The sequence below is a fragment of the Bradyrhizobium sp. INPA03-11B genome, assembly GCF_040446015.1.
In the GTDB taxonomy this organism is placed as follows: Bacteria; Pseudomonadota; Alphaproteobacteria; order Rhizobiales; family Xanthobacteraceae; genus Bradyrhizobium; species Bradyrhizobium macuxiense_A.
Genome location: NZ_JASGSR010000009.1, coordinates 83,820 through 103,782 on the forward strand (window position 1 = coordinate 83,820; position 19,963 = coordinate 103,782).

A 19,963-nucleotide genomic window follows, 5' to 3' on the forward strand; every position below is an offset into this window, starting at 1 on the left:
ATGCGCGCTCCGCGTCAGGCGAACAGCGCGCGATGGTCGGCCAGGACGGCCCGCGCGGCGTTGTGGCCGGGCGCGCCGGTGACCCCGCCGCCGGGATGGGCGCCGGAACCGCAATGGTAGAGACCGCGGAGCGGTCCGCGGTAGTCGGCATGGCCGAGCATGGGGCGCGCCGAGAACAACTGGTTCAGCGTCAGCGCGCCGTGAAAGATGTCGCCGCCGAGGAGGCCGAACTGCCGTTCGAGATCAAGCGGCGACAGGATCTGGCGGCCGATCACGGAGCTCGCGAAGCCGGGCGCATACCGGTCGACGGTTGCGATCATCAGGTCGGCGACCTCGTCGCGATGGTCGTCCCACGATTTGCCGCCGGGCAGTTGCGGCGCGACGTGCTGGCAGAACAGGCTCGCGACATGCTGGCCCGGCGGGCTCAAACTGTCGTCGAGCGTCGAGGGGATCAGCACCTCGACGACGGGCGCGCGGCTCCAGCCGAATTCGCGCGCATCGTGCCAAGCACGATCCATGTAGCCGAGGCTGGGCGCGATGATGATGCCCGCGGTGAGATGATCGCCGGGGCCGGGCAGTGCCGTGAACGAGGGCGGGGCGCTGAGCGCCACGTTCATCCTGAAGGTGCCGGACCCGTTCTGCCATCGCGAGATGCGCGTGCGGAATTCGTCCGCCAATGCGCCCGCCGGCACCAGGCGCGTGTAGAGGAGCTTCGGGTTGACGTTGGAGACGACATATTTGGCGCGGACCGTTTCGCCATTGTCGAGGATGACCCCAGTGGTGCGATCCTTCTCGACGATCACCTCGCGGACGGGCGCATCGGTTTCGATCTCGACGCCATGGCTGCGCGCGGTACTTGCCATCGCCTGGGTGATCGCGCCCATGCCGCCGATCGCGTGGCCCCAGACACCCTTCTTGCCGTTCACCTCGCCGAACGCATGATGCAGCATCACATAGGCCGAGCCGGCCGCGTAGGGGCTCGCATAATTGCCGACGATGGCATCGAAGCCGAACAGCGCCTTGACGAGATCGTTTTCGAAACGCTCGTCGAGCATCTCGCCGGCCGAGCGCGTGAACAGATCGAGCAGATTGCGCTGTTGCTCGAGCGACAGTCGCCGCAAGATGTTGGCGGTGCCAAGCGCGTTGAAGGCTTCGCTGATTGCGCCGATGCCAAACCCCTCGACGAGGTTCGGCGGCGCGCGCAGCACGAATTGCCGCAGCACATCGGCGATGGCTTCGAGTTCCCCTGAGAACTCGCCGATGGTGGCCGCGTCCCGCTGGCTGAGCTTTGCGACCGACTGCTGGGTGCGGCCTTCGCCGGTCAAGAGGTAGCTGCCGTCGGAGGCGGGAAGGAAGTTCTGTGCGCGGCGCTCGACGATCTTGAGGCCGTGATCGGCAAGCTTCAGGTCCGCGATGATCTGCGGGTTGAGCAGGCTCACCGTGTAGGCGGCGACCGAATTGCGGAAGCCCGGACAAAACTCTTCGGTGACGGCGGCGCCGCCGACCACCTTGCGGCGCTCGACGATCCTGACCTTCAATCCGGCCATCGCGAGATAGGCCGCGCAAGTGAGGCCGTTGTGCCCCGCACCGATGATGACGGCATCAACTTCATGATTGGACATGGCGCTTCTATAGGCCGAATGTCCGCATCTCACCACTGCCGGCCGCGGCGGGTCACAAATCCGTACCGATCCCGATACGATAGTCCGGCCGCGATTGCGCGGGCCGTGGGCCGCCAGCAGGACGAGGAGAGCGCCTCATTGGTTGTTGCCGCCAAGCAGTGGAGTGCAAAATGCCGTTTGTTTTTGATCAAACTGAAATCGAGTGGCCCGACGACGAGTCCGATCCGCCGCCGCCGCGCGCAAATCAGTTCGTTTACCTGCCGCCGCCCGAATTCGGCGGAGCGCGGGAGCCGGTCCATTTCACACTCGACATTCCGCCCGAGCCGCCGGTCCCCGGACCGGTCACGCCGGTGATCACGCGGCCGAGCCTTTGGGATCGCTTGTGGGGCCGGCGACTGCCGACCGCGCAGGTGACGCCGGCAGTCAAAACCACCGCGGAGGCGTGGGCTGCCCGCGAGGTGCTCACCCGCCAGCGGCTGATCGCGGTGACCGTACCAGCTCTGCGTGAGCTCGGCGTGCAGCGGCTCTATTGTCGCTATGACGGCGGCAACGACGAGGGATTTTCCTGGCTCGACAGCGCGACACTCCACGATGGCTCGCGTGTCGATGCCGATGCGCTCGCACAGCGATTGACCGAGCAGCGATTTCTTGACCGGCTGATTGCCGGGGGCGTGATGAACCGGATCGACGGCACCAGCGAACGTGACCAGATCGCATCCTTTGTCCGCGACTGGATGTGCACGGAGTGGGCGACGCTGCTGCTTGGCCGCGGGTACGGCACCGGCGAGTACGTCATGTACGGCGCCTTCGTCGTCGATCTCGACGCGTGCAGTGTGGTCGACGATCCCAGGGCCGACCCGGTTACAAGCAATATCGAGATCGCGAGGTAGCCTGCGATGGCGCATCCCTATCATCATGCGGTCCGTTCCGCGCGCCTGTTCGGCGGAACGCCCGAAGACTATCTCGCGATCCACGACTGGTTCGATGAGAGCAAGGCGCATCTCGCCGACGTGCGTCACCGCGCGCTGCGCCACCACAGCGAAGGTATCTTCCTGTGCGAGGCGATCTTCGGCGCCACGCTGACGAACAGCGCCGGCAAGCAGGTGCCGGTGCGCACGGTCGGCGAGCAGCATGTCAAGGACGATCTCGGCTGGATCCCCTCGGTCAAGGATTGGCTGCAGCACATCGAGCTGCAGCCATGGATGGGGCGGACGCCGTTCCGGCCACAAATGGAAACATCCGCATCGGTCGCGAGTGCGGAACACGAGGCCGGTGACATCAGGATGACGTGAACGGTTCAAGCAACCCGGTGCGCGTGTTGCCCGCTGCTTGACGCTGTGATTCAATGCAATGCATGTGCCCGGTGTTGATCTGCCGGATCGTGACCGGGAGTATTCATGACGTCTGAGCCGTCCGCATCGCGAAACCGGCTGGTGCTGGTTGTCTACACCGCGGCGATCTTCGTCAGCGCCCTGTTGCTGTTCTCGGTGCAGCCGCTGTTCACCAAGATGGTGCTGCCGCGGCTCGGCGGCTCGCCGGCGGTGTGGTCGGTGGCGATGGTGTTCTTCCAGTCGCTGCTGCTCGGCGGCTACGCCTATGCGCATCTGTTGATGAAGCTGAGCAGCCGTGTCGTTCCGGTCGCGGTGCATCTGGTGCTGCTCGCCGTCGCGCTGCTGACCTTGCCGCTGACGATCAGGAGCGGCTGGGGAGAGCCGCCGACCTCGGGCTATGCGGTCTGGCTACTCGGCCTGTTCGCGGTCTCGATCGGTCTGCCGTTCTTCGCGCTCGCCGCCAACAATCCGCTGCTGCAGGCCTGGTTCGTGCGCACCGGCCACCCAAGCGGGCCCGACCCGTACTTCCTCTACGCGTCCTCGAACATCGGCAGCTTCCTGGCGCTGCTGTCCTATCCGGTGCTGCTCGAGCCGATGTTCACATTGCGCACCCAGAACCTGATTTGGAGCGCCGGCTATGGCCTGCTGATCGTTCTGATCGCAGGTTGCGGCGTGTTGTTGCTGCGGTCGCCGGCCAATGCCGCCGCACTCAATATGCAGGTCGACGATGCCAACGCTCCGGCGCCGTCCTGGGGCTTGCGGGCGCGCTGGATCTTCCTGGCCGCGGTGCCGTCCGGCCTTTTGATCGCGGTGACGGCGCATATCTCGACCGACGTCGCGGCTGCTCCCTTGCTGTGGGTGCTGCCGCTGTCGCTGTATCTGTTGACCTGGGTGCTGGTGTTCCAGTCGCGGCCGCTGCTGCCCCACAAATGGATGCTGCTGGCGCAGCCGCTGGCGATTGCCGGCGTCGTGATCCTGCTCGCGTTCGGCGGCGAGCAGAACCTGCTGCTGACGCTCGGCGGCCATCAGTTCTGCTTCTTCATCATCGCGATGGCCTGTCATGGCGAACTTGCGCGCACCCGTCCCGCCGCGAAATACCTCACCGGCTTCTACGTCGCGTTGTCGTTCGGCGGCATGGTCGGCGGCCTGTTTGCGGGCCTGATCGCGCCGTTCACCTTCTCATGGATCGCCGAATATCCGATCCTGCTGGCGCTCGCGGCACTGTGCCGTCCGCCTGGCGGCGCGGAGCGGCTGCCGCGCTGGAGCGCCTGGTACTGGCCGTTCCTCGCGGTGCTGGCGGTGGCGCTGATCGCGCCGAGCTATTCGGCCGGCGAAATCTTCAACTGGTTCGACGACCACCGGGTGTGGGTGATCGGCGCCGTCGGCGTGCTCTCGGCGCTGCTCGCGCTCGCACTGAATGCCAATCGCTGGAAGATCTTCGCCACCGTCGTCGTCGCGCTGGTGGTGCTGCGCGCCTATCCGTCCGACGATGGCCGCGTCGAAACCGTGCGCAGCTTCTTCGGCGTGCACAAGATCGTGGTGACGCCGAACGGGCAGTTTCACGTGCTGATGCACGGCACCACGATCCATGGCGCCGAGAAGTTCAAGAACGACGACGGCACCCCGGTCACCGGAAAGCCCGAGCCGATCAGCTACTATTACAAGGACGGCGGCATCGGGCGGGCGATCACTGCAATCCGCGCGCGCAAGGGCGCGCCGCTGAAAGTGGCTGTGATCGGGCTCGGCTCGGGGACGCTGACCTGCGCCTCAGCGCCCGGCGAGGACTGGCGATTCTTCGAGATCGACCAGTCGATGGTCGATACCGCGCGCGATCCGAAATACTTCACCTACATCCAGAGCTGTGAGCCCAATCTGAAGCCTGTCATCGGCGACGCGCGGCTGACCTTCGCCAAGGAGCCGGACGGCGCCTACGATCTCATCATCGTCGACGCCTATTCGTCGGACGCGATCCCGATCCATCTCGCGACCGAAGAGGCGATGGCGATCTACAAGGAGAAGCTGGCGCCGCAGGGCGCGGTCGTGATGCACGTCTCCAACCGCCATCTCGAACTCGCCAGCGTCGTGGTCGGCATTGCGGACGCCAACGACATGAAGAGCTGGGTCTACAGCGAGGATTCCGGCCGCGACAACGAGTACATCTTCTCGACCTCGGTGGTGGTCTCCGCGCGCGAGGACGCCGATGTCGGCAAGCTCGCGTCATCAGACGTCTGGATCGAGACCGATGCCAAGGAGAAGCAGCGGGTCTGGACCGACGATTATTCGAACGTGCTGGGCGCGGTGTACCGTCGCCTGCGCGACGGCGAGCAGTAGGTCTGATCGGTCTCTAGTCCCACCGAGACGACAATCGTCGAATCTCCGTCCTGTCGCCGAAGCGATCCGCGAACGAGCCGGCTTCATCATCGGGCAAAGACGGAGCGGGCGGCGCGCCTTGGGGCGAGCCGGGTCCTCGCACGCCTTGCTGCCGCAGATATTCCTCGAGCATGCCAGGCAGTCCACGGGGCGCGGTCGCCTGACCATCGGACGACGCCGGTCGCCAGTCGCCGAAGCGTTCGGCGAACGACGTCCCGCGATCCGGTTCAGACAATCCAAACTGATGAAGCGGAGAAGCTGATATCAGCGGACCACGGTGATCTCCGAATGCCAGCGCATCGCTCGTATCATTCGGTCCGACCATTGCGCGACCCGCCGCAAGTGTCTCGTTCGGATAGTGGATAGCCGTATCGAACGTGTCCGGGTTTTCCGTATGCGGTTTGTCGACATTGAACCCAATCTTCCCGGTGCCTCCACTCTTTTTGAGTGCTTCCTGCTCCTCCTTGCTCAGCGACGGAATAGTCGAATAGTGCAAGTGGTTTCCCTCGAAAATATGCCGGTGTTGCCGACGTGACCGATAATGTCACCGGGCCAGATGCGGTCGCCCATGCGCGCCTGAGGCGGCCCGTCCATGTGTGCATAAAGTCCGTAGCCGTTCGTCGTCTTCACGATGACCGTGTTTCCGTAACCTTCGTTGAAGCCCGAATAAACGATCTCGCCGGGGGCCTGAGCTGGAATGGGTGTTCCTTGAGGCGCAGCGTAATCGACGCCCGCATGGAATCTCTCTTTATGCAGTACGGGATGTATTCTCGGCACGTAACCGGAGCTTCGTGCGAATGGGCGAGTCGGCTTTGGAGGAACGTAGGGACGATATCGATCGGTCATTTAATCACCTTGGTTAAATCCACGAGCATTCCCTGCCTGCATTTGTAAACGCTGGCGCTGCCCTCCCCGGATACGCATCCTGGTTGGTGCTCGTTGTCCCACGTCAGGATCGACCACTTTCCGGAAGGGGACACCGCAATGTGAAACGACCAAAGGCCGGTCCTGGTTGAAAGCACCTGACGTACGAGAAGTCTGGAATTGGTGTCTCTGATCTCGGCAGCGTATTTCTCCGAGATGAGGATCGAGTCGTCTTCCCGCACCGGAGGCTTGCCCAAGGGGATTACGGTGCCCACCGTTCCCCGCCCACCGATCGAGATTGACTCAATTCGCGGGCGGCTGAGGCACCTTTTTCCGGCGAGGCTACATTTGAGAACCGATCCTGGAGGCTGCTCTGTCTCCATAAAAAGCGTCAGCGCGCGTTGATCTTTTTCGAACCAACCGTCCTTGACCCATCCAGTGTTTGGTTTCGTCATGGAGACGATAGTGGCGCCGTTGCGGTCCAGAATTTCGACGGATGTTGGATAGACCACGGCTATCTCCGTGCCATTCTCGCTCCATTTGATCCACTCAGGCCGTTCCGTCTTGCCTCTTGTCTTCTTCTCTTTGACCAGAATGACCTTGAGCTGGGGCGCCTGCGGCTTTAGTTCCAGTGGACTGGAGCTTGCGACGCTCTCAAAATCTGGCGAGAACGCCACCTCACTTGGCCGTTCGTCATATGACGCAATCCATCGACTGTCGCCGCTTGCGATATCAACCAGAAAAACATGCGGTATGCTGATGTAGATCAGTTGCCGTCCGTCGCGGCTACACTGCCATGAGCGATCGGGCGAAATGGCCACTCCCGCGACCTTGGTACCGGCCTCATAGGCATTCAGTTGTCCGTTCTCGTCGAGAAGATATCGGTCATTCCGGCCACACCAGCCGTGGAAGCGCACCTTCGGTAATGCGGTGTGAGGCAGCGATTCAAATGTCGGAACGGGTGTGGGGGGCGGCGACTGACGGCTTTCCTGTGCATTCGCAGGGTCTGCTGAAGCCGGCGGCACAAACAGTGTCAGGCAAGCGACGAGATATGCAGCGTGCAGCGCTTGAGGAAAGGAACCGGACATCAACAGCAACACCAACGAAAGGGAGAGTGTGATAGAACAAATCGGGAACAATGTCAAGACTCCCCGGAGATTGCAGATCTGATTGGTTGCTAGCTGTCCGATACTAGCAGCTTCGCGATCTGCGGCTTGACGATTGCGGCAAACACTGCGGGATCGTCGAAAGCCCGCGCGGAGAGCATCGCGCCATGGACCGATGCCATCAGCATCTGGGCCTCATCTTCCGGCAGCTTGTCCAGCCGGAGCAGGCGCTGTTCTGCGCCGGCGCGCAGCACCGAGGTGAGCCATGCCGCGAGATGATGGAAATGGGCGCGGACGCGTGCGGCGACTTGTTCCGGCAACATCGGCATCTCGCCGGCGAGCATCGCACAGACGCAGAAGGGCAGTGACCCGTCTCGAATGCAGGCCTGCCAGAAGTTCACGTAGGACTGCAGCTGGTCGGCCGGGCTCGCGGATCGCTCTCGAAGCGACTTCAGGCCCTGCTCAGTCTGCTGCCTGTAGCGATCGATCAGCGCCGAAACCAGCTCGGCCTTGGTCGGGAAGTGATGGTGGATGCTCGCCTTCCTGATGCCGATCGCATCGGAAATGTCGGCATAGCTGAACCCGTTATAGCCTCCCGCCACGATGAGAGACTGCGCGACATCGAGGATCTTATCAGAGGTCGAAATCATCACATTCATGTCAGGCCTACCTTCCAGTAGGTAAATTGCCGAGATGTTTCAAGGCTTTCGTCTCACATGGGACGTGTCCGGGCGCTGATTGACTTGATTTTGCTAACTACCTACTAGTAGGAAGGTAAGCAAGGAGCCTGTCAATGCAAAGCCACTTCTGGACCCAATCCACCTGGTTGCGATTCTATTATCTCGGGCGCGCCGTATTCTCGATCGCCTGGGTTGTCGCCGCCGTCCTCTTCAGCGGGCAAGCCGGCCCGGCTGCGTTTCTGCTCGTGATCTATCCGGCATGGGACGGCGTCGCCAATCTGGCCGACGCGCGGGTCAACGGCGGGCTGATAGCCAATCCATCGCAGGCATTGAATGTCGCGGTCAGCGCAATCACCACGGTCGTCGTAATCGTGGCGATCGGCCACAGCAGCTACGCCGTTCTCGCCGTGTTCGGGGTTTGGGCGATCCTTGCGGGCGTGCTGCAATTGGTCACCGGCGCCAGACGCTGGCGTGACTATGGCGCGCAATGGGCGATGATCCTGAGTGGCGCGCAGTCGGCGCTCGCCGGCGCCTACATGATCAGCCGATCGATCGGCACCGTGGCGCCGACGATTCTAGACGTCGCTCCCTATGCGGGATTCGGTGCGTTCTATTTCCTGCTTTCGGCGCTCTGGCTCGTTGCCAGGGCCCATCGCAGCGCGCGTGCGTAAGTGCTGCCCGGCAGCACCGGAGAACGCGCGTCGGCGTCTGCGCGATCGCTATTTCTTCTCCGGTGCCGCCTCTGGTGCCGCCGCCGCGGAGGCGGGCGCCGCCGCAGCGATGAGCGGCATGGTCGGCGTGCTCTCGCCGGCGTCCTCGTCGAGGAATTGCTCCACTCCCGCCTGGATCGACGACTTCGCGCTTTCGGGTCCGCGATCGCTGAGGTCGTTGTGATGGAATTCCGTTCTGACCACCTTGATGCCGAGCCGGGCGCAGGTCTCCTCGTCAGGCACGACGCCCGGATCGGCCTTGAACACCGGATCGCGGGAACGGAACGAGAGGATCTTGATCTTGCTGTCGGTGATGAACGGGACGCGCAGATTGTCCAGCGTCACGACCTTCTTGACCAGGTCGGGATGCTGCTTGGCGAAGAACATCGAGATGTCGCCGCCGTTGGAATGACCGATCAGCGTCAGCGCGTGATAGTTCGCGTTCGGATAGAGCTTCTTGAGCTCGTCGATCGCATACGTGATGTTGAAGACGCCGCGATTGTACTGCATGCGGCGCCCGACATATTCCTCGCCCACCTTGGTCACCATCGGCGCATCGGTGTCGAGATCGTGCTGAATGCTGACCACGAGGTAGCCGCGTGATGCGAACACGTTGGTGAGGAAAGAGTACTCGGTGTTCTTGACGGTGTTGCCGTGGCTCAGGATCGCGACCGGCAGCTCGATCATCTCGGCCATGGCCTGCATTTGCCGGTCGCGGCGGACCGCCACCTCGACGGTGACGTTGCGGTCGTCGCGCAGCACGTCATGGAACGTCAGCGTGGTGTGGCTGATGGCCCATCGGTCCGTCGTGAAATAGCCGGCCATCGCCACGATGCACAGGCAAAGGACAACGAAGCCCCGTTTCATTTTGACCTCTGATACCGCCTACGTGACCCGCGCTTCTCGCCCTGATTTCACCGGGCATTCCGCTTGAATCGGCCTTCCGAGGCCAGGGCGGGCGCTATTGCCGCCGAATATCGGGCTAATTTTACAATCAGATGACGGGGTGACGACGGGCCACGGCGCAGGACGTCGCGTGCCCTTCAAGACGGTCACAAGCGGGTGAGGAGGCTTCGGGACCTGGCGGCGCGCGATGATGGCGCCGCCGGCGGCTCAGGCGCGGGTCTCAGTCCTGATAGTTGCTGCCGTAGAAGTCGCGCTGCCGCGGGTAATACGGCCGCGGCTGATAATAGCCTTGCGGTGCTGCCGCGTAGCCCTGGTTGCCGTAGTACTGCTGCTGGCCATAGGCCTGCGCGTCGTAGGCGCGGCGGCTTGACGGCGGCGCCGGGTAGCGCTGCGCGGTCGAACTGCCGTCGGCCGGATAGATGTAGCCGTCGTCGGCGCGGGCCTGCGCCGGATATTCGCGCGGCTGCGGTGTCAGGACGACAGGGTCGCCGGCGGCGGCGGTGCCGTACTGCCCGTCATACTGCTGTGGCGCCGAGCGGGCGACAGCGGTGCCGTTGCGCCCGCGCGGATTGCGCGCCAGCGCGACCTGGGACGAGCCGGTCAGCGTCACGGTGGTGTTGAGCACGCCTTCCTTCTGGACCAGCGCGTAGAGCGTCGTTGCGTTGTCGCGCGACAGCCGCACGCAGCCATGCGAGGCCGGCGTGCCCAAGCGGTTCACCGAGTCGGTGCCATGAATCGCGTGTCCGATCTTGGTGAAGAAGATCGAATGCGGCATCGGCGCATCGTCGAATTCCTTGGAGTAGTGATCCTCTTCCATCCGGAAGGCGCGGAAGCTGCCGTTCGGCGTTTCGCGCGACGGGATCCCGGTCGAGACCGGCCAGTGATAGCGCGCGACACCGTCGACCGCGACGGTCATCTGCTGGTTGTCCTTGTCGATGGTGATATCGACCTTGGCCTGCGCGGCGCCGGCCGTGAAAAGCATCACGGAAGTGAAAGCAATGAGGAACGAACGCATTTTACCTTTGGCCTCCAGGCCCGTCGCAGTAGCGGCTCTCCGTCCCCGCAACCAATATGCACGGAATCCGAATTTGGTTCCAGTCGCGGACCCGGCGCATCGTTAATCCCGCGCGCGGCGCAAACAAGGCCGAAGCCGGGCCGGCCCGTCACGGCGTGCTGACTTTTTCGCGAGCAGGACGCGACAACAGCCCCGATGAGCCGCCAACGCAACCATTTGGCCGCATGGGCGTTTCACAATCCCGCCCCGGCGACGCGACCGCGTCGCGCATCAAGGAACCCAGATGAACAACACCAAGGTTAAGACCGCGGCCGTCGCTCCCGCCGGTCTCTCCGCGCGGCTCGCGCTTGCGGCCGCAGGCCTCGCTTTGGCACTGGTGGCAGTGCCCCACGCGGGCCATGCCCAGGGTATCGTCCGTGGGGCGCATGAGGGCGCCTATGAGGGCAACCGGGTCGCCGGTCCGGTGGGCGGCGTGGTTGGCGGTGCCGTCGGCGCCGGTGTCGGTGGCGCCATGGGCGCGGTCAAAGGCGTGTTCGGCATCCCGGATCGGGGCTACCGCCGTGGCCATCGCTGCCGCGGCTATTACCGCCACGGCCATTTCCATTGCTATTGATGAGGAAAGAACCTGTAGCCCGGATGGAGCGAAGCGAAATCCGGGTTCTGCAGGCCCGGCGATAAGGCCCCGGATTGCGCTTCGCTCCATCCGGGCTACTGAATCGGGTCAGTTCTTCAGCCGGTAGCCGGTCCTGAATATCCAGGCCACGATCACCATGCAGGCGACCAGAAAGGCCGCGGTCATGCCGAGGCTGAGCCCGACGCTGACGTCGGCGATCTCGTAGAAGCTCCAGCGGAAACCGGAGATCAGATAGACCACCGGGTTGAACAGCGTGATGGTGCGCCAGCCCGACGGCAGCATGTTCACCGAGTAGAAGCTGCCGCCGAGGAAGGTGAGCGGCGTCACCACCAGCATCGGGATCATCTGCAGCTTCTCGAAGCCGTCGGCCCAGATGCCGATGATGAAACCGAACAGGCTGAAGGTGACCGCCGTCAGCACCAGGAAGGTCAGCATCCACACCGGATGCTGGATGTGCAGAGGCACGAAAAGTCCGGCGGTCGCCAGGATGATCAGGCCGAGGATGATCGACTTGGTGGCGGCGGCGCCGACATAGCCGATGACGATCTCGAAATAGGAGATCGGCGCCGACAGGATCTCGTAGATCGTGCCGGCGAATTTCGGGAAGTAGATGCCGAACGAGGCGTTGGAGATGCTCTGGGTCAGCACCGACAGCATCACGAGGCCCGGCACAATGAAGGTGCCGTAGCTGACGCCTTCGACCTCGGTGATGCGCGAGCCGATCGCGGCGCCGAACACCACGAAATACAGCGAGGTCGAGACGACAGGCGAGACGATGCTCTGCAGCAGCGTGCGCCAGGTGCGCGCCATTTCGAACAGATAGATGGCCTGGATTGCGCGGTAGTTCATGGCGCCCTCACGAGGCTGACGAAGATGTCCTCGAGCGAGGATTGCCTGGTATCGAGATCGGAGATTCGGATGCCGGCATTGCGGAGATCGTTGAGGAGGCTGGTGATCCCGGTGCGATCGCCCTTGGTGTCGTAGTCGTAGGTCACCGCATGGCCGTCGTCGGATAGTTCGAGACTGTAGGCGGCGAGCGCAGGCGGAACGGCATCGAGCTTGTTCTGCAATTGCAGCGTCAGCTGCTTCTTGCCGAGCTTCTGCATCAAGGTCGCCTTGTCCTCGATCAGGATGATCTCGCCCTTGTTGATGACGCCGATGCGGTCGGCCATCTCCTCGGCTTCCTCGATGTAGTGCGTGGTCAGGATGATGGTGACGCCGGATGCCTGCAACGTGCGGACCACTTCCCACATGCCTTTGCGCAACTCGACGTCGACGCCGGCAGTGGGTTCGTCGAGGAACAGGATCTGCGGTTCGTGCGACAACGCTTTCGCGATCATCACGCGGCGCTTCATGCCGCCGGACAGGGTGATGATCTTGTTGTCCTTCTTGTCCCACAGCGACAGGTCCTTCAGCACCTTCTCGATGTGGTCGGGGTTCTTCGGCTTGCCGAACAGGCCGCGGCTGAAGCTGACGGTCGCCCAGACCGACTCGAACGCGTCGGTGTGCAGTTCCTGCGGAACCAGCCCGATCATCGACCGCGCCGCGCGATAATCCCTGATGATGTCGTGTCCGCCGATCGAAATGCGGCCCTCGCTCGGATTGGCGATGCCGCAGATGATGCTGATCAGCGTGGTCTTGCCGGCGCCGTTCGGCCCGAGCAGCGCGAAAATCTCGCCCTTGACGATATCGAGATTGATGCCCCTCAGCGCCTTGAAGCCGGAGCCATAGGTCTTTGAAAGATTGGATACGGAGATGATCGGCGACATCGGAGATCGGAAGCGTGAGGGAAGGGTGCGCGCGGATTGGAGCCCGGGCGAGGGCGTGATGCGGGTTCAGCCCAGATAAGAACGCATATTCCGTTCTGCAATCACCCGCCGGGGCAGAAAAATCGTTCTGCGGTGTGGCGGAAAGGCCGCGCTAATGCCGCTTCGCCGGTTTTGCCGGCTTCTTGGCGGCCGCCGCCGGGGCGGGGTGTGCGGGCGGCTCGTCGGCGACCTTCGCGACCAGCAGGATCTGCACCTGGTTGTTGGCCGGCGCGTTGGGGCGGGCGGGGTCGAGCAACTGCTCTTCGCCGAGCCCGACCGACTGCAGGCGCTTGGGCGCAATCTTGAAGGTGTTGACCAGGATGTCACGGATCGCATCCGCGCGCCGCTGGCTCAGGATCACGTTGTTCTCGCGCCGGCCGGTCGATTCGATGTGACCGACGATCAGGAAGGTGTAGGGCAGCAGCGAGGCGTGGGTCAGCGCATCGGCGATGCGCCCGACGGTCTGGTAGGAATCCGGCAGCACGATCGGCGTGTCGACGTCGAACGCGATGTCGGCATTGAATGCCGGCAGGTTGTTCAGGTCGGGCGCGATCGGCGGCCGCTTCGAGGGCGGCGGCTCGTTCTTCGATCGCGACCGCGATCGCTCGAGCACCTGCTGGCGCAACGCCGGGACGTCGATCTCGGCGGCCGTCTCGAAATGGTTCAACTTGGCGATGACGTCATCGCGTGTGATGGCCGTCTGCGCATGCGCCGCCGCAAGCGGCATTGCCAGCAAGACCAGCGTGCCCAGCAGGCCGAGATCGCGCAAGCCTCGGCGCATCATTGATACCCCGCGTCATTGATCGCCTGGGCGCAATTGCGGCTGAGGCCCTTGGCGCTGACGAGGCAGGGCACCGATTTGCTGGTCTCCTTGGTCGAGCCGCCGCACACCTTGACGATCTCGCGGGTGCACGCATTGGCGACCGTCACACGCGCCGCGATCCGCTTCTGGATCGCATCGAGGGTGGAGAAATAGCTCTCCTTGCACGTCGGTGAGATCACGTCGCGGTTGCGCGACAGGCACTCCTTGAGGCGGTTGGAGTCGAGGTTGACGCCGCGGCAGTTGGCGGTGATGTCGGCGCCGCAGGCCTTGGCAAGTGCGGCTGCCGAATCGCCAAAGCTGATCGTCTCCGCGACCGCCAGCGACGGCGCAGTGAGCGCGACGACAAAAAGGAAAAACCCACCCCGGACCATGGAGCCATCTCAACCCATGAATTCAACTGGGGTCAAGGGCTACGAACAGAGAAGGCGGCCAGGGAAGGCCAGCGATGTCACGCCCGCTCCACAAAGCTGTCGACCACCTTCTTCTCGCCGGCCTTTTCAAACGCGATGGTCAGCTTGTTGCCGTCGATCTTCACCACATGGCCGTAGCCGAATTTCTGGTGAAACACCCGATCGTCCAGCGAAAATTCGGATGTCGTGCCCGTGGACTTCGCCACCAGCTCGCCCTCGATCACCATGGGACCGCGCTTGGTGCGACTGAAGCTGTCGGAGGAATAGGAGGATTGCCGCTCCTCGAAGCCGCTGCCGCCGCTACGGCCTCCGCCACCGCGAGTGCGGTTGGCCTGGGCGCGCTGCCAGCCCGGGGTCGAATAGCTCGAGCCGAATGATTCGAGGTTGTCGAAGCGCGAGGCGCCATAGCCGCCGCTGCCGCCCCAGCCCGATCCGCCCTTGGATTCGGTGATCTCGACATTGTGCGCCGGCAGCTCGTCGAGGAAGCGCGAGGGAATCGTGGTCGACCAGGTGCCATGGATGCGACGGTTGGTCGCGAAGTAGATCTTGGCGCGGCGGCGGGCACGGGTCAGCCCGACATGGGCGAGGCGGCGCTCCTCCTCGAGCCCGGCGCGGCCCTGTTCGTCCAGCGTGCGCTGGCTCGGGAACAGGCCTTCCTCCCAGCCCGGCAGGAATACGTTGTCGAATTCGAGGCCCTTGGCCGAATGCAGCGTCATCAGCGACACGGCTTCGTCGCCGGCCTCGCCGTCGCGGTCCATCACCAGCGAGATATGTTCGAGAAACCCTTGCAGGTTCTCGAATTCCTCCATCGATCGCACCAGTTCCTTGAGGTTGTCGAGGCGGCCCGCGGCGTCGGCCGAGCGGTCCTTCTGCCACATCTCGGTGTAGCCGCTCTCGTCGAGCACGATCTCGGCGAGCTCAGTGTGAGAGGTGACCTCGCGCTGCGCGCGCCAGCGGTCGAACTGCATGACGAGGTCGCGCAAGCTTCCGCGCGCCTTCGGCTTCAGCTCGTCGGTCTCGACCACGGCGCGCGCCGCCTCGAACAGCGGAATGCGGCGCTTGCGGGCATGGTCGTGCAGCAGCTGCACCGTGGCATCGCCGAGGCCGCGTTTCGGCACGTTGACGATGCGCTCGAAGGCGAGATCGTCGGCCGGTGAATTGATCGTGCGCAAATACGCCAGCGCGTCGCGGATTTCGGCGCGCTCATAGAACCGGGGGCCGCCGATCACGCGGTAGGGCAGGCCGAGCGTGACGAAGCGGTCTTCGAACTCGCGCATCTGGAACGAGGCGCGGACCAGGATGGCGACATCGTTGAGGTTCTCGCCGGCGCGCTGCAACTCCTCGAGCTCCTCGCCGATCGCGCGCGCTTCCTCTTCCGAATCCCAGGAGCCGGAGACGGTGACCTTCTCGCCGTCGACATCCTCGGTGCGCAGCGTCTTGCCGAGCCGGCCCTCATTGTGCGCGATCAGGTGCGAGGCCGCGGCCAGGATGTGGCCGGTGGAGCGGTAATTGCGCTCGAGGCGGATCACCTTGGCGCCGGGGAAATCGTGCTCGAAGCGCAGGATGTTGTCGACCTCGGCGCCGCGCCAGCCATAGATCGACTGGTCGTCGTCGCCGACGCAGCAGATGTTCTTGAGGGGTTGTTGCGTGGTGGCGCTGTCCCCGTCATTCCGGGGCGCACCGCCAGGTGCGAACCCGGAATCTCGAGCTGAGTCCTCTTCACCTCGGGATTCCGGGTTCACGCCTTCGGCGTGCCCCGGAATGACGGGAGAGTTGATTGCTCCGGGGATAATGTCGGAGAGCGCGCGGCCCGGCCGCGACGGCGCCTGCGACAAGAGCCGCAGCCACAGATACTGCGCGACGTTGGTGTCCTGATATTCGTCGACCAGGATGAACTTGAAGCGGCTCTGGTACTGCCGCAGCACGTCGGGATTTTCGCGGAACAGCCGGATGTTCTCGAGCAGCAGGTCGCCGAAATCGGCGGCGTTGAGGATCTTCAGCCGCTCCTGATAGGTCGCGTAGATCTTGCCGCCCTTGCCGTTGCCGAACGAGGCGGCTTCGCCCGCCGGCACCTGCGACGGCGACAGGCCGCGATTCTTCCAGCTGTCGATCAGCCCGGCCAGCATCCGCGCCGGCCAGCGCTTGTCGTCGATGTTCTCGGCCTGCAACAGCTGTTTCAGCAGCCGCACCTGGTCGTCGACGTCGAGCACCGTGAAATTGGATTTGAGCTGCACCAGCTCGGCATGGATGCGCAGGATGCGGCCGCCGATCGAGTGGAAGGTGCCGAGCCACGGCATGCCCTCGACCGCCTGGCCGAGCATCTGGCCGAGCCGCAGCTTCATCTCGCGCGCCGCCTTGTTGGTGAACGTCACCGACAGGATCTCCTGCGGCCGCGCGCGGCCCTGGCTCAGGATATGCGCGATGCGCGTGGTCAGCACGCGCGTCTTGCCCGTGCCGGCGCCGGCGAGCACCAGCACGGGGCCATCGAGCGTCTCGACGGCCTCGCGTTGCTCCGGATTGAGGCCGTTGAGATATTGCGGACCGGCGGCCGCCCGCGCACGCGCGGCGATGCCGCCAGCCACCGGCTGGTGCTCGGGAACGCCGTGATGGGGCAATTTGCTCGGCTCGGTCATTGGCGAATCGTCTCGGCCCCACGATGGCACCGCGGGACGGTGAAGGGGAGCCTTCTTAACAGGGATTGAAGGCCATATAGGGCCTGATTGGCCGTTTTGACAGGTTTTATCCCGCGCGGCGGGAACGGTTTTGGCAGCAGTCAACCGCCAGCTTGGTTCCTGAAATCGGCGAAAATTTCGCGGTTTCGGGCTCAGGAACCAGCGTTTCGCTGCTGGTTTGTTTCCTCAAGCTATGGCGCCGGGCGAGAGCCGGCGCGAGGAAACCAAGCAGAGGTTGGATCATGTTGAGCTGGGTCGTCACATTCCTGGTCATCGCCCTGATCGCGGGCATTTTGGGCTTTGGCGGCATCGCCGGTGCCTCGATCGAAATCGCCAAGGCAATCTTCTTCATCGCCATCATCTTGTTCCTGGTGTCGGCGGTGGTCGGATTAGCGCGCGGCCGTACAAGGGTGTAGCCGCAACGGTAGCGTGAAACTCGTCCCGATCGGAGAGGTGACGCGCTTGCGGCGAGACCCGTTCAAACAACAACCAAGGTGAATTACTTCGAGGGCATCGCCACGTTGCGGCCGATGCCCTCGGGACGCGGCACGCCCGCATAGCTCTCCACGATGGCGCGGGTGCGGGCGCGAATGTCAGGCGGAAACGGCGCCACCTTGCGCGCCTCCATATCGATATGCAGCGTGAGATTCTCCGAGGTCGCCGACAGCCAGCCCTCGGTGGCATGGCGCAGCTCCTCGAAAGTATGCAGCCGCTTCTCGTCGGCGCCGAGCAGGAACAACGAGACCTGCACGGGATCGCCCAGGTGAATTTCCCGCAAGTAGCGGACGTGGCACTCGGCGGTAAAGGTCGAGCAGTGCCGCGCCTTCATGTAGGCAGGCCCGATGCCGAGCTGCAGCCACATCTCGTCGATGGCGCGGTCGAACATCACATTGTAGTAGGCCATGTTGAGGTGGCCGTTGTAATCGATCCATTGCGGGTCGATCTGCATCACGGACGATTTGAACGGGGCTGGCGGAAGCGGCATCTCGTTCGTGGCAGTCACCGACGTCATCTTCCATCCCCGGTTCGTTGGCGTGCGAGCATGAACTTTTCTGTGACTCCCGCGACCACTTTTTCAAGTCAGGCTCTCTTGACCCCTTATACAAGCTTTGCCACGGTCGGCTAAAGCCGGGAGGAAAATTGACGTGGCGACAACGATTTCGAGCAATGTGACGCGACCTGAGCCGCAGGCCCTGAAGAGCGCGATCGACGCGCTGGCGGCGCGGTTCGGCAACCGGCTCGTCACATCGCAGGCGGTGCGCGAGCAGCACGCCCATACCACCACATGGCTGCCGAACCAGCCGCCGGACGCGGTCGTGATGGCGCAGGAAACAGCCGATATCCAGGACGTGGTGCGGATCTGCGCCGCCAACCGCGTGCCCGTGATCGCGTTCGGCACCGGAACCTCGCTGGAGGGCCAGGTCAACGCGCCGGCGGGTGGCGTCTGCATCGATCTGCGCGACATGAACAAGGTGCTGGAGGTTCATGCCGAGGACCTCGACTGCGTGATCCAGCCCGGAGTGACGCGGAAGGCGCTGAACGAGCACCTGCGCGACCAGGGCCTGTTCTTCCCGATCGATCCGGGCGCCGATGCCTCGCTCGGCGGCATGACCTCGACCCGCGCCTCCGGCACCAACGCGGTGCGCTACGGCACCATGCGCGAGAACGTACTGGCGCTGAAGGTGGTGCGCGGCGACGGCGAGATCATCACCACCGGTACGCGCGCCAAGAAGTCGTCGGCCGGTTACGACCTGACGCATCTGTTCGTCGGCGCCGAGGGCACGCTCGGCATCATTTCCGAGCTGACCATCCGCCTGCGCGGCATTCCCGACACGATCGCGGCCGCCGCCTGCTCGTTCGACACGGTGCGCGGCGCCTGCCAGGCCACCATCCTCGCGATCCAGACCGGCATCCCGGTCGCCCGGATCGAGCTGCTCAATGCCGCGCAGGTGAAGGCCTGCAACAGCTATTCCAAGCTGTCGCTGCCGGAGACGCCGCTGCTGCTGCTGGAATTCCACGGCAGCGAGGTCGAGGTCGCCGAGCAGTCGAAGAATTTCCGCGACATCGCCGCTGAATGCGGCGGTGGTGACTTCACCTGGACTACCAAGCCGGAGGACCGCACCAAACTGTGGCAGGCCCGGCATGACGCCTATTGGTCCGTCAAGGCGCTGCGCCCCGGCGACAGCATCGGCGTCGTCGCCACCGACGTCTGTGTGCCGATCTCGCGGCTTGCCGACTGCGTGACCGAGACCGAAGAGGATCTGAAGCGGCTCAATCTGCTGTCGCCGATCGTCGGCCATGTCGGCGACGGCAATTTTCACTGTTCGCTGCTCTGCGACGTCAATGACAAGGACGAGATGGCGCGCGGCGAGGAGTTCATGCACCGCCTGGTCGAGCGGGCGCAGTCGATGGATGGCACCTGCACCGGCGAGCACGGCATCGGCCAGGGCAAGCAGAAATATCTGAAGGCCGAGCTCGGCCCCGAGGCGCTCGACGCGATGCGGGCGCTGAAGCAGGCGCTCGATCCGCAGAACATTTTCAATCCCGGAAAGATCGTTCCCGCCGTCTAACCAGTCGGATATTCCTGTCACGGACCTTGCGATGTGGTTGTTCAACAAGACCAGGCGGAAGGATATCTGGGACGATCCGGTCGCGCAGCCGCTCGGCGACATCGAGGCCGCGCAGAGGATACGTGCGATCTGCCGCGACGCGGCCGGCTGCGCCGAGGCGGTCGGTTCACCCGACAAGCGTTCACCGAAGAACCGGCAGATCGAGCGCGATCGCTACGAGCGCGCCGCCAAGGTCGCGATGGAGACCGCGATGAAGATCTCCGACGAGCTGGTGCGCGATTCCGCCGTGCGCGAGATCGTCGGTCTGTGCATGAAGGCCAACAACGTCAAGACGGGGCGGGCGCTGTTCCGCGCCATCCACGCGGGCTCGATCAAGGCGGAGGTGCTGAAGGAGCATCCGACGCTGGAGGACGAGGCGGGATGAGGGGTCTGTAGCCCGGAT

General features: G+C 63.9%; 21 protein-coding genes. 8 read left to right on the plus strand and 13 right to left on the minus strand.

The genetic code is table 11. From position 1 onward, the window contains the following. Positions 1-14: 14 nt before the first annotated feature. Entirely contained in the window at positions 15-1,622 is a 1,608-nt protein-coding gene (locus QMZ05_RS05845) for an NAD(P)/FAD-dependent oxidoreductase (protein ID WP_353699915.1), read from the minus strand. Between the two features lie 170 nt (positions 1,623-1,792). Between QMZ05_RS05845 and QMZ05_RS05850 the strand changes: the two genes are divergently transcribed. The 3 genes from QMZ05_RS05850 to QMZ05_RS05860 all read left to right on the plus strand — a co-directional run bounded on the left by QMZ05_RS05850 (position 1,793) and on the right by QMZ05_RS05860 (position 5,284). Further along, the gene (locus QMZ05_RS05850; RefSeq protein ID WP_353699916.1) at positions 1,793-2,512 is read left to right on the plus strand and encodes a hypothetical protein; all 720 of its coding nucleotides are present in this window, start codon (positions 1,793-1,795) and stop codon (positions 2,510-2,512) included. Positions 2,513-2,518: 6 nt separating this feature from the next. Beyond that, positions 2,519-2,914, plus strand: coding sequence for a hypothetical protein (locus QMZ05_RS05855; RefSeq protein ID WP_353699917.1), 396 nt, complete (start codon positions 2,519-2,521; stop codon positions 2,912-2,914). A gap of 105 nt (positions 2,915-3,019) precedes the next feature. Next, positions 3,020-5,284: a fused MFS/spermidine synthase gene (locus QMZ05_RS05860; RefSeq protein WP_353699918.1), complete on the plus strand. Its 2,265-nt coding sequence runs from the start codon at positions 3,020-3,022 to the stop codon at positions 5,282-5,284. A gap of 13 nt (positions 5,285-5,297) precedes the next feature. On the opposite strand, the gene QMZ05_RS05865 is transcribed toward QMZ05_RS05860, so the two are convergent. The 4 genes from QMZ05_RS05865 to QMZ05_RS05880 form a co-directional block, all read right to left on the minus strand. Continuing rightward, entirely contained in the window at positions 5,298-5,819 is a 522-nt protein-coding gene (locus QMZ05_RS05865) for a hypothetical protein (protein WP_353699919.1), read from the minus strand. Continuing rightward, positions 5,792-6,169 (minus strand): M23 family metallopeptidase, encoded by a 378-nt coding sequence (locus QMZ05_RS05870; RefSeq protein ID WP_353699920.1) that lies wholly within the window; start codon positions 6,167-6,169, stop codon positions 5,792-5,794. The genes QMZ05_RS05865 and QMZ05_RS05870 overlap by 28 nt, the downstream gene beginning before the upstream one ends. After that, the gene (locus tag QMZ05_RS05875) at positions 6,166-7,275 is read right to left on the minus strand and encodes a hypothetical protein (protein WP_353699921.1); all 1,110 of its coding nucleotides are present in this window, start codon (positions 7,273-7,275) and stop codon (positions 6,166-6,168) included. The genes QMZ05_RS05870 and QMZ05_RS05875 overlap by 4 nt, the downstream gene beginning before the upstream one ends. Before the next feature lie 89 nt (positions 7,276-7,364). Beyond that, positions 7,365-7,952 carry a TetR/AcrR family transcriptional regulator gene (locus tag QMZ05_RS05880; protein WP_353699922.1) on the minus strand — a complete coding sequence of 196 codons (588 nt, stop codon included), beginning with the start codon at positions 7,950-7,952 and terminating at the stop codon, positions 7,365-7,367. Between the two features lie 134 nt (positions 7,953-8,086). Between QMZ05_RS05880 and QMZ05_RS05885 the strand changes: the two genes are divergently transcribed. After that, positions 8,087-8,644: a DUF308 domain-containing protein gene (locus tag QMZ05_RS05885; RefSeq protein WP_353699923.1), complete on the plus strand. Its 558-nt coding sequence runs from the start codon at positions 8,087-8,089 to the stop codon at positions 8,642-8,644. A gap of 48 nt (positions 8,645-8,692) precedes the next feature. Here the strand turns inward: QMZ05_RS05885 and QMZ05_RS05890 are convergent, their stop codons facing one another. Together QMZ05_RS05890 and QMZ05_RS05895 are read right to left on the minus strand one after the other, a co-directional pair. Then, complete coding sequence (locus QMZ05_RS05890; RefSeq protein ID WP_353699924.1) at positions 8,693-9,550, minus strand: alpha/beta hydrolase; 858 nt, start codon at positions 9,548-9,550, stop codon at positions 8,693-8,695. Positions 9,551-9,809: 259 nt separating this feature from the next. Further along, entirely contained in the window at positions 9,810-10,604 is a 795-nt protein-coding gene (locus tag QMZ05_RS05895; protein ID WP_353699925.1) for a L,D-transpeptidase, read from the minus strand. A gap of 283 nt (positions 10,605-10,887) precedes the next feature. Between QMZ05_RS05895 and QMZ05_RS05900 the strand changes: the two genes are divergently transcribed. Continuing rightward, complete coding sequence (locus tag QMZ05_RS05900) at positions 10,888-11,217, plus strand: hypothetical protein (RefSeq protein ID WP_074128773.1); 330 nt, start codon at positions 10,888-10,890, stop codon at positions 11,215-11,217. Between the two features lie 108 nt (positions 11,218-11,325). On the opposite strand, the gene QMZ05_RS05905 is transcribed toward QMZ05_RS05900, so the two are convergent. From QMZ05_RS05905 to QMZ05_RS05925, 5 genes are all read right to left on the minus strand, one after another. Then, complete coding sequence (locus QMZ05_RS05905) at positions 11,326-12,087, minus strand: ABC transporter permease (RefSeq protein ID WP_050421015.1); 762 nt, start codon at positions 12,085-12,087, stop codon at positions 11,326-11,328. Continuing rightward, positions 12,084-13,007 (minus strand): ABC transporter ATP-binding protein, encoded by a 924-nt coding sequence (locus tag QMZ05_RS05910; RefSeq protein ID WP_353699926.1) that lies wholly within the window; start codon positions 13,005-13,007, stop codon positions 12,084-12,086. Before QMZ05_RS05910 ends, QMZ05_RS05905 begins: the two co-directional genes overlap by 4 nt. 151 nt (positions 13,008-13,158) lie before the next feature. Then, the gene (locus tag QMZ05_RS05915) at positions 13,159-13,830 is read right to left on the minus strand and encodes an OmpA family protein (protein WP_353699927.1); all 672 of its coding nucleotides are present in this window, start codon (positions 13,828-13,830) and stop codon (positions 13,159-13,161) included. Continuing rightward, positions 13,827-14,240: a hypothetical protein gene (locus tag QMZ05_RS05920; RefSeq protein ID WP_353699928.1), complete on the minus strand. Its 414-nt coding sequence runs from the start codon at positions 14,238-14,240 to the stop codon at positions 13,827-13,829. The genes QMZ05_RS05915 and QMZ05_RS05920 overlap by 4 nt, the downstream gene beginning before the upstream one ends. A gap of 77 nt (positions 14,241-14,317) precedes the next feature. After that, positions 14,318-16,912, minus strand: a complete 2,595-nt coding sequence (locus QMZ05_RS05925) for a UvrD-helicase domain-containing protein (RefSeq protein ID WP_353699929.1) — start codon at positions 16,910-16,912, stop codon at positions 14,318-14,320. A 281-nt stretch (positions 16,913-17,193) separates the two neighbouring features. Here QMZ05_RS05925 and QMZ05_RS05930 point away from each other — a divergent pair, with 281 nt between their 5' ends. Further along, on the plus strand, positions 17,194-17,367 hold the full coding sequence (locus QMZ05_RS05930; protein ID WP_021077209.1) for a DUF1328 domain-containing protein: 174 nt from the start codon (positions 17,194-17,196) through the stop codon (positions 17,365-17,367). Positions 17,368-17,450: 83 nt separating this feature from the next. Here the strand turns inward: QMZ05_RS05930 and QMZ05_RS05935 are convergent, their stop codons facing one another. Continuing rightward, positions 17,451-17,936, minus strand: a complete 486-nt coding sequence (locus QMZ05_RS05935) for a thioesterase family protein (protein WP_353699953.1) — start codon at positions 17,934-17,936, stop codon at positions 17,451-17,453. 160 nt (positions 17,937-18,096) lie between these two features. On the opposite strand from QMZ05_RS05935, the gene QMZ05_RS05940 reads away from it, so the two are divergent. Both QMZ05_RS05940 and QMZ05_RS05945 read left to right on the plus strand, forming a co-directional pair. After that, positions 18,097-19,521, plus strand: coding sequence for an FAD-linked oxidase C-terminal domain-containing protein (locus tag QMZ05_RS05940; RefSeq protein ID WP_353699930.1), 1,425 nt, complete (start codon positions 18,097-18,099; stop codon positions 19,519-19,521). A gap of 31 nt (positions 19,522-19,552) precedes the next feature. After that, positions 19,553-19,945 carry a hypothetical protein gene (locus tag QMZ05_RS05945; RefSeq protein ID WP_353699931.1) on the plus strand — a complete coding sequence of 131 codons (393 nt, stop codon included), beginning with the start codon at positions 19,553-19,555 and terminating at the stop codon, positions 19,943-19,945. Positions 19,946-19,963: the final 18 nt, after the last annotated feature.

Coding starts and splice junctions, on each gene's coding strand:
- QMZ05_RS05925 (WP_353699929.1), bottom strand. CDS start 16,912: ATGACCGAGCCGAGCAAATTGCCCCATCACGGCGTTCCCGAGCACCAG.
- QMZ05_RS05850 (WP_353699916.1), top strand. CDS start 1,793: ATGCCGTTTGTTTTTGATCAAACTGAAATCGAGTGGCCCGACGACGAG.
- QMZ05_RS05910 (WP_353699926.1), bottom strand. CDS start 13,007: ATGTCGCCGATCATCTCCGTATCCAATCTTTCAAAGACCTATGGCTCC.
- QMZ05_RS05860 (WP_353699918.1), top strand. CDS start 3,020: ATGACGTCTGAGCCGTCCGCATCGCGAAACCGGCTGGTGCTGGTTGTC.
- QMZ05_RS05885 (WP_353699923.1), top strand. CDS start 8,087: ATGCAAAGCCACTTCTGGACCCAATCCACCTGGTTGCGATTCTATTAT.
- QMZ05_RS05890 (WP_353699924.1), bottom strand. CDS start 9,550: ATGAAACGGGGCTTCGTTGTCCTTTGCCTGTGCATCGTGGCGATGGCC.
- QMZ05_RS05880 (WP_353699922.1), bottom strand. CDS start 7,952: ATGAATGTGATGATTTCGACCTCTGATAAGATCCTCGATGTCGCGCAG.
- QMZ05_RS05900 (WP_074128773.1), top strand. CDS start 10,888: ATGAACAACACCAAGGTTAAGACCGCGGCCGTCGCTCCCGCCGGTCTC.
- QMZ05_RS05875 (WP_353699921.1), bottom strand. CDS start 7,275: ATGTCCGGTTCCTTTCCTCAAGCGCTGCACGCTGCATATCTCGTCGCT.
- QMZ05_RS05905 (WP_050421015.1), bottom strand. CDS start 12,087: ATGAACTACCGCGCAATCCAGGCCATCTATCTGTTCGAAATGGCGCGC.
- QMZ05_RS05920 (WP_353699928.1), bottom strand. CDS start 14,240: ATGGTCCGGGGTGGGTTTTTCCTTTTTGTCGTCGCGCTCACTGCGCCG.
- QMZ05_RS05855 (WP_353699917.1), top strand. CDS start 2,519: ATGGCGCATCCCTATCATCATGCGGTCCGTTCCGCGCGCCTGTTCGGC.
- QMZ05_RS05915 (WP_353699927.1), bottom strand. CDS start 13,830: ATGATGCGCCGAGGCTTGCGCGATCTCGGCCTGCTGGGCACGCTGGTC.
- QMZ05_RS05895 (WP_353699925.1), bottom strand. CDS start 10,604: ATGCGTTCGTTCCTCATTGCTTTCACTTCCGTGATGCTTTTCACGGCC.
- QMZ05_RS05945 (WP_353699931.1), top strand. CDS start 19,553: ATGTGGTTGTTCAACAAGACCAGGCGGAAGGATATCTGGGACGATCCG.
- QMZ05_RS05930 (WP_021077209.1), top strand. CDS start 17,194: ATGTTGAGCTGGGTCGTCACATTCCTGGTCATCGCCCTGATCGCGGGC.
- QMZ05_RS05935 (WP_353699953.1), bottom strand. CDS start 17,936: ATGCCGCTTCCGCCAGCCCCGTTCAAATCGTCCGTGATGCAGATCGAC.
- QMZ05_RS05870 (WP_353699920.1), bottom strand. CDS start 6,169: ATGACCGATCGATATCGTCCCTACGTTCCTCCAAAGCCGACTCGCCCA.
- QMZ05_RS05845 (WP_353699915.1), bottom strand. CDS start 1,622: ATGTCCAATCATGAAGTTGATGCCGTCATCATCGGTGCGGGGCACAAC.